This is a genomic window from Curtobacterium pomorum (assembly GCF_044497295.1).
Lineage (GTDB): Bacteria > Actinomycetota > Actinomycetes > Actinomycetales > Microbacteriaceae > Curtobacterium.
Genome location: NZ_CP172409.1, coordinates 316,020 through 329,476, shown reverse-complemented (window position 1 = coordinate 329,476; position 13,457 = coordinate 316,020). Strand labels below are relative to the sequence as shown.

The 13,457-nt window shown below is 71.9% G+C and carries 17 protein-coding genes; 4 read left to right on the top strand and 13 right to left on the bottom strand.

Translation table 11 applies throughout. From position 1 onward, the window contains the following. Positions 1-193: 193 nt before the first annotated feature. From ACGH48_RS01655 to ACGH48_RS01630, 6 genes are read right to left on the bottom strand one after another with little or no spacing between them, the layout of a single operon-like run. Complete coding sequence (locus ACGH48_RS01655; RefSeq protein ID WP_396289956.1) at positions 194-1,900, bottom strand: MDR family MFS transporter; 1,707 nt, start codon at positions 1,898-1,900, stop codon at positions 194-196. Further along, complete coding sequence (locus ACGH48_RS01650; protein WP_260232942.1) at positions 1,897-2,517, bottom strand: TetR/AcrR family transcriptional regulator; 621 nt, start codon at positions 2,515-2,517, stop codon at positions 1,897-1,899. The genes ACGH48_RS01655 and ACGH48_RS01650 overlap by 4 nt, the downstream gene beginning before the upstream one ends. A gap of 50 nt (positions 2,518-2,567) precedes the next feature. Beyond that, entirely contained in the window at positions 2,568-3,050 is a 483-nt protein-coding gene (locus ACGH48_RS01645) for a GNAT family N-acetyltransferase (protein ID WP_260232943.1), read from the bottom strand. A 40-nt stretch (positions 3,051-3,090) separates the two neighbouring features. After that, entirely contained in the window at positions 3,091-3,780 is a 690-nt protein-coding gene (locus ACGH48_RS01640; protein ID WP_222659267.1) for an HAD family hydrolase, read from the bottom strand. A gap of 55 nt (positions 3,781-3,835) precedes the next feature. Then, entirely contained in the window at positions 3,836-4,477 is a 642-nt protein-coding gene (locus ACGH48_RS01635) for an MBL fold metallo-hydrolase (RefSeq protein WP_396289955.1), read from the bottom strand. Between the two features lie 57 nt (positions 4,478-4,534). Further along, the gene (locus tag ACGH48_RS01630) at positions 4,535-4,960 is read right to left on the bottom strand and encodes a MarR family winged helix-turn-helix transcriptional regulator (protein WP_396289953.1); all 426 of its coding nucleotides are present in this window, start codon (positions 4,958-4,960) and stop codon (positions 4,535-4,537) included. A gap of 52 nt (positions 4,961-5,012) precedes the next feature. On the opposite strand from ACGH48_RS01630, the gene ACGH48_RS01625 reads away from it, so the two are divergent. Continuing rightward, complete coding sequence (locus ACGH48_RS01625) at positions 5,013-5,768, top strand: glycosyltransferase family 2 protein (protein ID WP_396289952.1); 756 nt, start codon at positions 5,013-5,015, stop codon at positions 5,766-5,768. Positions 5,769-5,862: 94 nt separating this feature from the next. Beyond that, the gene (locus ACGH48_RS01620) at positions 5,863-6,540 is read left to right on the top strand and encodes a hypothetical protein (RefSeq protein WP_396289951.1); all 678 of its coding nucleotides are present in this window, start codon (positions 5,863-5,865) and stop codon (positions 6,538-6,540) included. 18 nt (positions 6,541-6,558) lie between these two features. On the opposite strand, the gene ACGH48_RS01615 is transcribed toward ACGH48_RS01620, so the two are convergent. Continuing rightward, positions 6,559-7,176, bottom strand: coding sequence for a helix-turn-helix domain-containing protein (locus ACGH48_RS01615; RefSeq protein ID WP_396289950.1), 618 nt, complete (start codon positions 7,174-7,176; stop codon positions 6,559-6,561). Positions 7,177-7,234: 58 nt separating this feature from the next. Here ACGH48_RS01615 and ACGH48_RS01610 point away from each other — a divergent pair, with 58 nt between their 5' ends. Beyond that, positions 7,235-8,212 (top strand): NAD(P)/FAD-dependent oxidoreductase, encoded by a 978-nt coding sequence (locus ACGH48_RS01610; RefSeq protein ID WP_396289948.1) that lies wholly within the window; start codon positions 7,235-7,237, stop codon positions 8,210-8,212. Here the strand turns inward: ACGH48_RS01610 and ACGH48_RS01605 are convergent. From ACGH48_RS01605 to ACGH48_RS01580, 6 genes are all read right to left on the bottom strand, one after another. Then, the gene (locus tag ACGH48_RS01605) at positions 8,197-8,862 is read right to left on the bottom strand and encodes a pentapeptide repeat-containing protein (RefSeq protein WP_123310769.1); all 666 of its coding nucleotides are present in this window, start codon (positions 8,860-8,862) and stop codon (positions 8,197-8,199) included. The genes ACGH48_RS01610 and ACGH48_RS01605 overlap by 16 nt on opposite strands. Positions 8,863-8,896: 34 nt before the next feature. Further along, complete coding sequence (locus ACGH48_RS01600) at positions 8,897-9,307, bottom strand: DUF6314 family protein (protein WP_396289947.1); 411 nt, start codon at positions 9,305-9,307, stop codon at positions 8,897-8,899. A gap of 9 nt (positions 9,308-9,316) precedes the next feature. Further along, on the bottom strand, positions 9,317-9,571 hold the full coding sequence (locus ACGH48_RS01595) for a hypothetical protein (protein WP_396289946.1): 255 nt from the start codon (positions 9,569-9,571) through the stop codon (positions 9,317-9,319). A gap of 149 nt (positions 9,572-9,720) precedes the next feature. Then, entirely contained in the window at positions 9,721-10,809 is a 1,089-nt protein-coding gene (locus ACGH48_RS01590; RefSeq protein ID WP_340195995.1) for an NAD-dependent epimerase/dehydratase family protein, read from the bottom strand. Next, positions 10,809-12,002 (bottom strand): zinc-dependent alcohol dehydrogenase, encoded by a 1,194-nt coding sequence (locus ACGH48_RS01585; protein WP_396289945.1) that lies wholly within the window; start codon positions 12,000-12,002, stop codon positions 10,809-10,811. The genes ACGH48_RS01590 and ACGH48_RS01585 overlap by 1 nt, the downstream gene beginning before the upstream one ends. A 124-nt stretch (positions 12,003-12,126) precedes the next feature. Next, a complete protein-coding gene (locus ACGH48_RS01580; RefSeq protein ID WP_396289944.1) occupies positions 12,127-13,014 on the bottom strand; it encodes an aminoglycoside phosphotransferase family protein in 888 nt (295 codons plus the stop codon). Positions 13,015-13,036: 22 nt separating this feature from the next. Between ACGH48_RS01580 and ACGH48_RS01575 the strand changes: the two genes are divergently transcribed. After that, on the top strand, positions 13,037-13,405 hold the full coding sequence (locus ACGH48_RS01575) for a nuclear transport factor 2 family protein (RefSeq protein WP_396289943.1): 369 nt from the start codon (positions 13,037-13,039) through the stop codon (positions 13,403-13,405). Positions 13,406-13,457: the final 52 nt, after the last annotated feature.

The following is a 13,457-nucleotide window of genomic DNA, read 5'->3' as shown; positions in this document are numbered from 1 at the left end:
GCGGATGGTCGGCGGCACACTGTCGCTTTCGCGAGCCGGGTCGAGACTCGGGGCCGGCAGCGGCGGTGCGCGCGACCGCACGACGGACGGGAGGCGCGGTGCCAGCTGGCACCGCGCCTCCCGTCAGCACGCCGTCGTCTCCACAACGCGCCCCGCGATCCGCAGGACGCCGCCGGATCCGGCGGCGCCCCACTCAGTCGGAGGCGTCCCGGCGGGACGCCGGCGTCTCACCACCCGACGACACGGACTCGGACGGCACGGACTCCGCCGCGCGGCCCGCGCGCTGCGCGCGCTCGAGCTCGTCGGCCTCGTCGCCGCCGACGGCCTCACCACGGGCGACCATGCCGGCCGTGTCGGAGAGCGTGATCTGCGGCAGGAACAGTGCGAGCAGGAACGCCACCGCGATGAAGGGCAGCAGGTACCAGAACACCGGCGCGAGCGAGTCGGCGTACGCATTCACGATGCCGTCCTGCACCGCCGGCGGCAGCCCGGCCACGGTCGACGGGTCGATGCTGCCCGCCGACGACGCCGCATCGGTGGCCGAGCCGCCGGCGCCGCGGAACACGTCGGTGAGCGACGTCGTGAGCCGGGCCGTGAACAGCGCACCGAAGACGGCGGTGCCGAGGGAGGCGCCGACCTCGCGGAAGTAGTTGTTCGTCGAGGTCGCGGTGCCCACCTGCTCCGCCGGCACGGCGTTCTGCGCGACGAGGACGACCACCTGCATGATCAGCCCGAGCCCGGCGCCGAAGACGAACAGGTACGCGCAGATCAGCCAGATCGGGGTGTCCGCTGCGAGCTGGGTCATCGCGAGCATCGCGATGGCGACCAGGACCGTGCCGATGATCGGGAACATCCGGTAGCGACCGGTCTTGGTGATCAGGTTGCCGGACGCGATCGAGGTCCCGATCAGACCGACCATCATCGGCAGCATGAGCAGCCCCGACACCGCGGCCGAGGTGCCCGAAGCCATCTGCAGGAACGTCGGGACGAACCCGATCGCGGCGAACATGCCGATGCCGAGCACCAGGCCGATGCCGGTCGCCAGCAGGAACGTCCGGTTCTTGAAGAACGACAGCGGGAGGACCGGGTCCTGCGCGCGCGACTCGACGAGCACGAGGAGCGCGGCCGAGACGACGAGCCCCGCGAACCAGGCCCACGTCTCGGGGGCGTCCCAGCCGTGGTCCTTGCTGCCGCCGAACTCCGAGAAGAACACCAGGCACGTGGTCGCGGCGGACATGAAGAGCACGCCGAGCACGTCGATGCGCTTCGTCGCCTTCTTGTTCGGCAGGGTCAGCGCGAACCACGCCACGAAGAACGCCGCGATGCCGACCGGGATGTTGATGTAGAACGCCCAGTTCCAGGTCAGGTGGTCGACGAAGAAGCCACCGAGCAGCGGGCCGCCGATCGCGGACAGGCCGAAGATCGCACCGAGCGGGCCGAGGTACTTGCCGCGCTGCGAGGCGGGCACGATGTCGGCGATGATCGCCTGCGACAGGATCATCAGACCGCCGCCGCCGAGCCCCTGCATCGCACGGAACACGACGAGCTGCGTGAAGTCACCGGCGAAGGCACACCCCGCCGACGCGATGGTGAACAGGGCGATCGCGATGAGGAACAGGTTGCGACGCCCCAGGACGTCGCCGAACTTGCCGTAGACGGGCATCACGATGGTCGAGGCGAGCAGGTACCCGGTCGTCAGCCACGCCTGGTGCGCGACGCCGCCGAGTTCGCCGACGATGGTGGGCATCGCCGTCGAGACGATGGTCTGGTCGAGGCTGGAGAGCAGCATCCCCGCGATGAGCGCGGAGAAGATGATCCAGATCCGACGCTGCGTCAGCAGCAGCGGCCCGTCGGTGCCGGGGCGGGCACGCTTGGTGGTGCCCGGCGCGGTTGCGCTCATGTGGTGTGTTCCCGTTCGGTCGTGGTGACCGCCCTGAGCAGGCGGAGGTTCTCGGTGAGCAGCGCGTCGAACGTCGGCCCGGTGGCCTCGTCGAACCCGTCGTCGAAGTACTCGGTGGCGGTGACCTTGAGCAGCCCGGCGGCGGCCTCGGTGACGAGGCGCGCACGGCGGTCGGCGGGGTCGTCCCACCCGAACCGCCGGCGCAGTGCGACGGTGACCCGGGCGAGCTGCACGTCGGTCGCCGACAGGAACCGCGCGACGAGCGCCGGCTCCCGCTCGAAGACCCGGCGCACCAGGACCTCGTCCGCCCGGTCGATGCCGACGCGGTGGAACTGGTCGATGGCCAGCGCGACGATCGAGTCGAGCGGGTCGAGTCCGCCGGGCACGATGCCGCCCGCGGCGTACCGGTCGATCGCCTCGACGTCGGCGTGCAGCTCGATGCCGAGCACGGCGTCGTCCTTCGATGCGAAGTGGTTGAAGAACGTGCGCCGCGACACCCCGACGCTCTCGCAGAGCTGCTCGATCGTGAAACCGCTCAACCCGTGCTCGACCGTCGCCCGACGCGCCTCGCCGATCATGCGTCGGCGCAGTGCGCGGGTGCGTTCGGTGGTGCTCACCGACACACAATTGCACTATCTCGACAAGAGTGCAATACGGATCGGTACGCTCAGAGCGCCTTCTCGAAGCAGAACGACCACGGCATGGTCGCCGCGTACGGCGCGTAGACGGGGATCGGGTTCCACCCGGTCTTCTCGTACAGGGCGACCGCGTCGGGCTGCTTGTCACCGGTCTGCAGGATCAGCCGGGGCGCACCGAGCTCACGACCGATGCGCTCGCACTCGTCGAGCAGCGCGGTGGCCGCACCCTGGCCACGGGCCGAGGTCAGCACGATCAGGCGCTTCAGCTCGACCTCGTCGCCCAGGCGCCGGATCGCGATGTGCCCGACGGCGTCGCCGGACTCGTCGAGCGCGAGGACCGAGGTGACGACGGTCGACGGGTCGACGGACAGCGCACGGCCCCGCTCGGCCGTGATCGCCGGGTCCTCGTCGCCGTTCGACGAGCCGTAGCGTTCGTGCATCTCGTCGTCCATACGGGCGCGGAGCACCACGCCTCGGGGGTCGTCCCAGGACACGCGTTCGATCGTGATCACGGTCGACGATCCTGTCACGGATGCCGGCCGCGGTGCACGCTCACGCACGCCTGCCCAGCGCGGCGATCGCACCGTCCCCGGACCGCAGCGCGGCGAGCACGGCAGCGGCGTCGTCGTGGACCTCCGCAGCACCGGCTCCGCGGAGTTCGTCGCCGCCGATGCCGCCGGTCATCACCGCGACGGAGGTCACGCCGACACGTCCGGCCGACTCGACGTCCCACATCGCGTCGCCGACCATCACGGCGGCGTCGGCACGCACGCCAGCCCGGTCCAGCGCCACCTCGATGATCCCCGGGTCCGGCTTCGCCTGCTCGACGTCCTCGGAGCTCGTCACCGCGGTGAGCCACTCCTCGGCGTCGAGGAGTTCACGCAGCCGCGTCAGCTCGTTCTCCGGCGCACTCGTCGCGAGGACGACGGCGTGCCCCGCCTCGGCGACCGCACGGAGCAGGTCGCGGGCCCCCGGCAGCAGCCGCAGCTGGGGCATGTGCTCGGCGAAGTAGGCGGTGTTGAACTGCTTGACGGTCTCGCGCGTCTCGTCGGAGGCATCCGGCAGCAGCGTCTCGAGCAGCTTCGCCGAGTCCATGCCGATCGCTCGGTGGATGCGCCACGCGTCGACGGACTCGCCCGCTGCGCGGGCAGCGCGCCACCAGGCATCGATGTGGGCGTAGTTCGAGTCGACGAGCGTGCCGTCGATGTCGAAGAGGACTGCGGTCGAGGGAGCGTCGGACATCCCTCCATGCTGCCCGGGAGGCACGGATCGCCTCCCAGGAGCACGGTCGGGTCCGTCAGACGGTGACGTGCTCACCCGCCTGGAGGATCGTGGTCGGCACACCGCCGAGACCGTCGGTCCCGAGCATGCAGACGTTCATCTGCTGTCCCGCATCGCTCAGCAGGAGCTCGTGGATCTGGATCGCGCGCTGCGGCGCGACCTCGCGGACGTAGTCGACGGCGGCGGCGGTGTGCGCCCACGGGCCGCTCGTGGGGATGAGCAGCGTGCCGACCGGAACCCCCGGCACGAGGTAGGCGTCGCCGGGGTGGAGGACTGCATCGTTGACCAAGTAGCCGACGTTCGCGATCGTCGGGATGTCGCGGTGGATGACGGCGTGCTCCTCGCCGAAGACCTGCACGGAGAACGGCCCGACCTCGAACGCGTCACCGGCACGGACCGCAGCGACGCGGCCGTCGTGGTCACCCAGCTGCTCGACGATCGCCGACGGCCCGCGGACCACGAGCGACGGGTTCGCGTCGAGCCCGGCACGGACCGCGTCGACGTCGAAGTGGTCGGCGTGCTCGTGGGTGATGAGGACCGCGGCGGCAGCGCCGGCGAGGTCGGCGGCCTCGGGGGTGAAGGTACCCGGGTCGATGACGAGGGTGGTGCCGTCCTGCTCGAGGACGACGGTGGCGTGGTTGTACTTCGTCAACTCCATGGCGACAACACTACAACTGTGTTGTACTTCTGGCGGCCGATCCGGGTGAGGAAGCGCTCAGTCGGCGCGCCGGGCCAACCGTTCGAAGATGCCGGGCAGGCGTTCGAGGGCCGCCCGTTCCTCGTCGTCGAGCTCCTCGCGGATCGCCGTCGCCAACCAGTCGGCCCGCGCCGTCATGTCCCAGCGGAGGACCTCGCTGCCCGTGTCGGAGATGCGGATGACCGACACGCGCCGGTCGGTGTCCGACGCCGTCCGCTCGACGTACCCGAGGTCCGCGAGCTCCCCGACCGTGCGCGACTGCCCCTGGTGCTTCACCGCACGGCGACGTGCCAGCTCCGCGATCGGCATCGGCCCCTCGCGCTCGAGGAACCCGAGGGTCGTCGCGTGGGCGGTCGGCAGCGAGTCCGCCTCGCGCTTCGCAGCGCGCACGACGCGACCGATCGCGTGGCGGAGCTCCACGGCGAGTTCGTCGGTCCGGTCCATGCTCGGAACGCTACCGCGTGGGCGCACAGCGAACCTCCGGTTGGATCGGAGGATGGTCCGCGTCTCCGTCGTCATCCCCGTGCGCGACGACGCCGCGCACCTGCGACGCTGTCTCGACGCCCTCGCGGTGCAGACGCTGCTCGCCGACGAGGTGGTCGTGGTCGACAACGGCAGCCGGGACGACAGCGCCGAGGTCGCCCAGGCAGCCGGGGCGGTCGTGCTGACCGAACGCATCCGGGGCATCGCCCGGGCATCGGCGCGCGGCTACGACCGGGCCTCCGGGGACGTCCTCGTCCGGCTCGACGCCGACTCCGTGCCGCCGCCGGGGTGGATCGCCGACGCGCTGCGACTGCTGGCCGATCCGGAGGTCGTCGCGGTGACCGGTCCCGGACGCCCGCACGACGGCGGTCCGCTGATCGGTCGGTTGTGGGACGCCGTCTACATGCGTCCGTACTTCGCGCTCATGTGGGCCGCGCTCGGCCGGCCACCGTTGTTCGGTTCCGCGATGGCCATGCGGCGGTCGACCTGGGACGCCATCCGTGGCCGAGCGCACCGCGAGGACCCCGAGGTCCACGACGACGTCGACCTGAGCATGCAGCTCGACCCGGCCTGGCGGGTGGTGGCCGACCCCGTGCTCACGGTGCAGGTGTCCGCGCGACCGTTGTCGGGCCTCCCGTCCGCCCTGCTGCGGACGCGACGCGCCTTCCACACGTTCCACGTGAACGGGAGACGCGCGAACCCGGTGCGCCGGTGGGCGCGGCGGGTGCGCGCTGCGCTGCGCGTGCGGCGCGGGTGGCGCACCCGCTGACGGGTCACGGAACGGTGACGCTCGCGGACGCCGCCGGCTCCGCCGCCTATGTTCGGAGGCGCGGCGACGTCCGCACGACGAACGAGGGGGAACGATGCGGCGACGAGCGCGCACGACGACATCCGGGATCACGGCGACGCTGACGGCGGCGCTGGCGATCGGACTCGCCCTGTCGGGCTGCGCCCAGAGCGCTCCAGCGGGGCCGGGCACGCCGTCCGCGACGACGGCCGAGAGCACCGGCACACCGAGCGCCAGCCCGAGCAGTACGCCGGAACCCACCTCCACGATCACGCAGGTCCCCGGGGTCGACTACGACGGCGGCACGGTGCCGGCGAGCTGCACCGATCTCATCACCCCCGGCAAGTGGGACAAGGCCTTCGCCTCGGCTCCGCTGAACGACCCCTCGGTCGTCGGCGACCCGATCGCGACGCCGAAGAGCGCCTTCACTCCGGTCCTGCAGGCCGACGGCGAGCGTCTGTACTGCGTGTGGCGGGACCCGCAAGCCGACATCACCTTCTTGTCCATCGCGGTCGACGTCGTCGACTCGGCGACGGCGAGCACGGAACTGCAGAAGCTCTCGGCGAAGGGCTACGACTGCGGCACCGAGGCCGAGGGCCTCCAGTGCCAGAAGATCTCCGACAACCCGCAGTACCCGGTGACCGACGGCGACACCTACTTCACGCGGGGCGACATCGGCATCCACATCCAGCAGTCGAACACCGAGACGTCGGGACTCCTCGACGACGTCATGGACCACGTCTTCACGGCGTAGACCGAGCGGGCCCGACGGTCAGCGCGCCGGTCTCGACCGCACGTGCGCTCGTTCGCCCTGCGGCCCGTACAGGCACAGCACCTCGGTGACCGAGTCGGTGACGTTGCCGATCCAGTGCGGGGTGTGCGTGTCGAACTCGGCGACCTCACCCGGCCCGAGGTCGAGGTCGTGCTCACCGAGCACCAGGCGCAGCCGCCCGGACAGCACGTAGAGCCACTCGTAGCCCTCGTGCGTCTTCAGCGAGGGCTCGCCGCCGGGCTCGTTCGGCGGGAAGAGCTGCTTGAACGACCGCACGCCGCCGGTGCGCTTCGTCAGCGGTACCACGACCCGCCCGCCGTGCACCTCGGGCTTCATGTGCACCCGGGGGTCGCCCGTCTGCGGTGCTCCGACCAGGTCGTCGAGCGGCACCTGGTACGCCCGCGCCAGTGGGAGCAGCAGTTCGAGGGTCGGCTTGCGCTGCCCCGACTCGAGCCGCGACAGGGTGCTCACCGACACCCCCGTCTGCTCGGACAGCGCGGCGAGCGTGACGTCGCGGTGGGCACGGAGTGCGCGCAACCGGGGCCCCACCCCGTCGACGACCTGCGCGGTCGTGCGGGGGACGACTGGTTCCTGCGGGCCGTGGGGCATGCCGCCCATGTTGCCACATCAGCAAGGTTCTTTGCCGTCCGTACCGCAGGGGCCGCATGCTCCTTGCATGCGTGATCACTACGACGTCATCGTCATCGGCGGAGCAGCCGCCGGCCTCTCCGCCGCCCTCGTCCTCGGGCGTTCCCGCCGTTCCGTCCTCGTCGTCGACGCGGGCGAGCCCCGCAACGCGCCGTCGGCCGGCGCCCACAACTACCTCGGGCGCGAGGGCGTCGCGCCCGCCGAGTTGTCCGCGATCGGTCGCGACGAGGTCGCCGCCTACGGAGTCGAGGTGACGGCCGGGAGGATCGTGGCCGCGTCCGTCACGACGGGTGACGGTACCGACCCGGTCGGCTTCTCGGTCACGCTGGACTCCGGCGCGGCCGTCACCGCCCGCAGGCTGGTCGTCGCCTCCGGCGCCGTGGACGTCCTGCCGCAGGTCCCGGGGCTCGCCGAGCAGTGGGGGCGCGGGGTCGTGCACTGCCCGTTCTGCCACGGGTGGGAGATCCGCGACCAGCGCATCGGCGTGCTCGTGACCATCCCGAACGGCGTGCACCACGCGCTCATGTTCCGGGCACTGAGCGAGCACGTGACCGCGTTCATCACCGATCCGGCTCTCGTCGACGACACCGCCCTGGCCGGTTTGCGGGCCCGCGGGATCGAGGTCGTGGACGACACCGTCACGCAGGTCCGCTCGTCGCACGGCAAGCTGACCGGGGTCACGCTCGGCTCCGGCGACGTCGTCGAACTCGATGCCCTCGCCGCGGCGAGCACCGCTGAGGCGCGCGTGGACTTCCTGTCCGACCTGGGTCTGGTCGCGACCGACCAGTTCATGGGCGACTTCCGGTACGCGAGCGCGCTGACGGTCGACCCGGCCGGGCAGACCTCGGTGCGCGGTGTGTACGCGGCCGGCAACGTCGCGGCCCCGATGGCGACGGTCGTCGCGTCCGCCGCCGCCGGAGTCCAGGCCGGGGCGGCTGCGCACGGCGACCTGGTGCAGGCCGACCTCGCGGCCGCCCTGGCCGCGGTCCGTCAGTCGACGCGGTAGCCCGCCTGCGCCGCCAGCAGCGGGGCGAGCGTGTACAGCTGGTCGGCACCGATCGTGGCGCCGCGGAACCCCTCGAGGCGCTCCACCCGGTCGAGGTCGGCGCCCCGCAGGTCCACGTGGTCGATCCGGGTGTTCGACCCCTCGGCGTCGCGGATGCTGCTGCCCTCGAACGACACCCGGAGCAGCTTCGCGTCCGCGATGTCGAGCTCGTCGATGACGCAGTCGCGGAACACCACGTCGGTGAGCGTCGATCCGCGCAGGTTCACGAACCCGAACTTCATCCCGACGAACTCGACGCCGCTCAGCCCGGAGTCGTACAGCTCACCCGAACCGATGCGACCGCCGGACACCCGGACCTCGCGCCACGAGCTGCTCGACGCCCGCAGCACCGGGGCGTCGAGCGTGTCGATGACCGAGTCGTGCACCCGCAGCCCGCGGAAGTCGGCGCCGTCGCCCCGCAGCGTGTCGATGACGCACTCCTCGATCTCGAGGTCGGGCAGCCGCTCGCCGGCCAGGTCGAGCACGCCGATGCGCTTGCCCTCGATGCGGTCACCGGTCAGGACGTCGCCGGGAGCCGGGGCCCAGTCCTCGAGGTTCGTCGGTTCGGTCAGGGTGATGCGCGGGGCGTCGGTGCCGGAGGAGCGTGCCATGGACTCAGTCTGGCGCGTGCCGCTGACGTCGTGGTCACGCCGGCGACCGCGTGAGCACGCTGTCGAGCCGGTAGTCCTTCGCCGGGCCCCGGGCCTCCCAGCGCACGGTCCACCGCTGCTCGTCGCCGTCCAGCGAGCCGGAGTAGTCGTCCGGTGCACAGGCGTGGGCCACGCTCGCGCCCCAGACCCAGTCGTGGAACACCCGGCCGTCGGCGAAGTGCACGGTCCACGCGTGGTCATCGTCGCGCCGGACGGTCAGCGTCCGAGACACCGGGGTCGTGCGGCCGTCGAAGGTCATCACGCCCGCCTCGTCCCATCGGACCTCGTCGTCACCGACCGCGGTGAGGGTCGTGGTGCCGGTGACGATGCCCTGCAGGCCGGCACACCGGTCGTCCAGCGTCCGGCGGAGGACCCAGTCCCCCAGCAGGTCCGTCGGCAGCAGCACCGCCCCAGGTTAACCGCGCAGGGCCTCGGCCCGTGCAGCACGGCGCTCGTCGTCGGTGATGACGCCGCGGGCGTGCAGGTCGTCGAGCTCGGCGAGCCGCTGCTCCCGGAGCGTGCGCGGCGCGCCGTTCGAGCGACGGCTCCGGACGACCGCGATCCACACGATGACGACGACGGCGACCACGATGAGCCCCGTCGCCACGCTCCACACGATGTCGTACAGCTGCGGGATGAGGGGGTTGTGCAGCTCCTCGGAGGCGATCATCCGCGCAGCGTAGCGCGATCCGAGCGCCCGTTCCTTCCCAGAACACCCGCGATGGAACGTGGAAACGGGCGTACCTGGTCGAAACTTCCGACCAGGTACGCCCGAAAGCACCCGGTACGCCCGATCCGACCCGGCAGCGCCAGCCCCCGCTACCCCCGCAGCGGATCCGACGCGGCCACGTGCGCACCGTCCGCGAACCCGGCCACGAGCGCACGCAACGCGTCTTCGGAGGTGTGCCGGGCCTCCCATCCGAGCACCGACCGGGCACGGTCGGTCCGCATGATCGGCACGCCGGCGGCGATGTCGATCCAGCCGGCGTCCGTCGGCTGCAACCGCAGCCGCCACGTGAGCGTCACGATCCCGCGCAGCAGTCCGAGCGGGATCCGGACGGCTCCGAGCATGCCGAAGGCCCGGGCCAACCGCGGCGGGTTGAGCACGGGCGACGCGGCGATGTTGAACGCACCACCGGCCCGCTGGTCGACGGTCCGCCAGTAGGCGTCCGCGACGTCGTCGGCGTGCACCGCCTGGAACACGAACGGGTACGGCAGGGGCAGCACCAGCCACCGGATCCACCGCACGATCGACATCGGCACGAGGTGCCCGAGGAACAGCCCGCGGATCTCGGCGGCGGCGTCCCGCTGGAAGATCAGCCCGGGGCGCAGTCGGGTGACGACGACGGACGGGTGGTCCGCCTCGAAGGCGTCCATCGCCGACTCGTTCGCGGCCTTGTGGATCGAGTACGTCGCCGTGGGGATGCCGTCGGTCGGCCAGCTCTCGTCGACCGGGGTCCGCTTGCCCGCGGCGTCGACGCCGCGGTAGGTCCCGACCGAGGACGCGACGACGACCTGCGGCACCCCTGCTCGCGCCACGGCCGACAGCACGTTCGCAGTACCGGTGACGTTCGTCCGGTACTGCGCGGGGATGTCGTGCGTCGGCTGGAGCGCCCACGCCAGGTGGATCACCGCGTCGGCGCCGGTGAAGATCGCGGTGAGCTGGCCGACGGCGTCCGAGGCCCCGACGTCGACGGCGTGCCAGACCGCGGAACCGTACGGCTCCGCGTGCACGTCCGGCAGCCGTCGGGCGACGCCGACGATCTCGACGCTGCCGTCGTGCCGGCCGTCGTCGGACGGGGGCGCGACTGCGCCGCCCGCCGCACGCGCGGCGGCCCGGGCCTCGGCCAGGCGGCGGAGCACCGCCGTCCCGACGTTGCCGGTCCCGCCGACGACGACGATCCGCATCAGGCGGCGGCCAGGGCGGGGTCGAGCACGACCTTGACGCAGCCGTCCTGCTTCTTCTGGAACACCTCGTACATGTGCGGGGCGTCCTCGAGCGACACCCGGTGCGTGGTCAGGTCGAGCGTGCCGAGCGGGTCCGACGGGTCCTGCACGAGCGGCATGATGTCGTCGATCCAGTGCTTCACGTTGCACTGTCCCTCGCGGATGGTGATCTGCTTGTCGAACATCGTCATCATCGGCATCGGGTCGGCCATGCCGCCGTAGACGCCGCTCAGGGACACGGTGCCGCCGCGGCGGACCAGGTCGATCGCGGCGTGCACGGCCGCGAGCCGGTCGATGCCGGCGGTCTCGATCGCCTTCTTCGCCAACGCGTCGGGCAGCAGACCGGCGGCCCGCTGGGCGAAACCTGCGACGGGGTTGCCGTGTGCCTCCATGCCGACGGCGTCGACGACCCCGTCGGGGCCGCGACCGTCGGTCAGGTCGACGAGCTCCGGCACGGTGTCCTTCGACAGGTCGAAGACCTCGGCGCCGTGCTTCGCCCCGAGGTCGCGTCGGACCTGTTCGGGGTCGACGGCGAGCACCCGGTAGCCCAGGTGCTTGCCGATGCGGGCGGCGAACTGGCCGACGGGGCCGAGGCCGAGCACCGCGAGCGTGCCGCCCTCGGGCACGTTGGCGTACTGCACGGCCTGCCACGCCGTCGGCAGGATGTCGCTGAGGAACAGCCACCGGTCGTCGGGCGTGCCGTCGTCCGGGATGACGATGGGGCCGTAGTCCGCGTGCGGGACGCGGAGGTACTCGGCCTGGCCGCCGGGGACCTGGCCGTACATCTTCGTGTAGCCGAACAGTGCCGCACCCGATCCGTACTCGGTGATCTGGGTGGTCTCGCACTGCGACTGCAGGCCGTTCTTGCACATCCAGCAGTGGCCGCACGAGATGTTGAAGGGGACGACGACGCGGTCGCCGACCTTCAGGTTCGTGACGGCGCTGCCGACCTCCTCCACGATGCCCATGGGCTCGTGGCCGAGGACGTCGCCCTTGTCGATGTACGGGCCGAGGACCCGGTACAGGTGCAGGTCGGAGCCGCAGATCGCCGTGGACGTGATCCGCACGATCGCGTCGGTCGGTTCCTGGATGGTCGGGTCGGGGACGGTCTCGACGGACACCTTCTCGGTGCCCTGCCAGGTCAGTGCGCGCACGTCGCGTTCCTCTCGTGGTCGCTTCGAGCCGGCCGGGAGGCGCGGCTCGCTTCTGCCTCCTCGGTACGCGCCCGTCCCGTGGTGCGTTCACAGCCCCACGCACGGCCCCGGGCGCGCCGCCGCGTCAGAGGAGGGGATCCGCGAGCACCGCGGCGAGGACGCGTTCGTGCTCCGCGCGGTCGCCGGGCCCGGCACTGCCGGCGAGCATGATGAGCGCCTTCCACAACGCCCAGCCACGAGCCCGCGCCCACGTATCGGCGTCCAGTCCCACCGCCTCGCGGAACACCGGGCGCGCCGCCGGGTCGAGGAACGTCCACGCGAGCACCAGGTCGCAGGCCGGGTCGCCGACCCCGCACGTGCCGAAGTCGATCAGGGCGGTGAGCCGCCCCGCGTCGTCCACGAGGAGGTTGCCCGGCGCCACGTCCCCGTGGAACCAGACGCCAGGGCACCCCCAGAGGGTCTCGGTCGCTGCGGACCAGACGCGCTCGCACGCCGCGCGGTCGACCTCCGAGCCCAGGGTGTCCAACGCCGCGACGACCTCGGCGCCGTACACCGACGGGTGCTCCCCACGGTGGAACGAGTGCGCGCCCGCGGTGGGCCCACCGGTGGCGGGGAGGCTCCGGAGCTGCCGGAGCACCGCACCCACCTCGGCGGCGAAGCGCTCGTGGTCGAGGTCGACCGCACGCGCGGCCACCGTGCCGTCGAGCCACCGCATGACCGACCACGGGAACGGGTACCCATCGCCGGGTTCGCCCAGGCCGACCGGCTCGGGGACCGCGATGTCCAACCGTCGGGCCAGGTACGGCAGGACGTCCTGCTCCTTCTCGACCGCTGGCACGTAGCCGTCGGCGCTCGGCAGCCGGACCGACAACGCGTCACCGAGTCGGTACGTGCGGTTGTCCCAGCCCTGGTGCTCCACCTCGTGCACGGGCAGGCCGCTCCACTCGGGGAACTGCGTCGCGACGAGTCGTTCCACGAGTGCGACGTCGATCCGAGGCACCTCGGTGTGCATCGCCCCAGGTTAGGCTCCGGGCATGGCCACCGTGTCCGAGTTGCTGACCGCGAACCTCCACGACGTCTTCGGGAACCGAGACGCCACTTCCCGCCGTGCCGCGATCGAGCGGACGTACTCCCCCGATGTCGCCTTCACCGATCCGGAGGGCACCGCCGTCGGCTGGGACGCCCTCGACCAGAAGGCCGGCGAACTGCTCGATCAGGTGCCCGGCGCGTTCCAGTTCGTCGAGGAGGGCCGCCGCTACGCCTCCGAGACGCACGGCGCCCTGGCGTGGGGCTTCGGTCCGGTCGGCGCCCCCGCGGTGCGCGGCATCGACGTGATCGAGGTCCGCGACGGCGTCGTGGTCTCCCTGACCACCTTCTTCGCCGAGCCGCGCGACACCGACTGAACCGCGGGGGTCGGGTCGGCTGCCTGCTCGCCGAGCGAGCGGGGCGGACGCG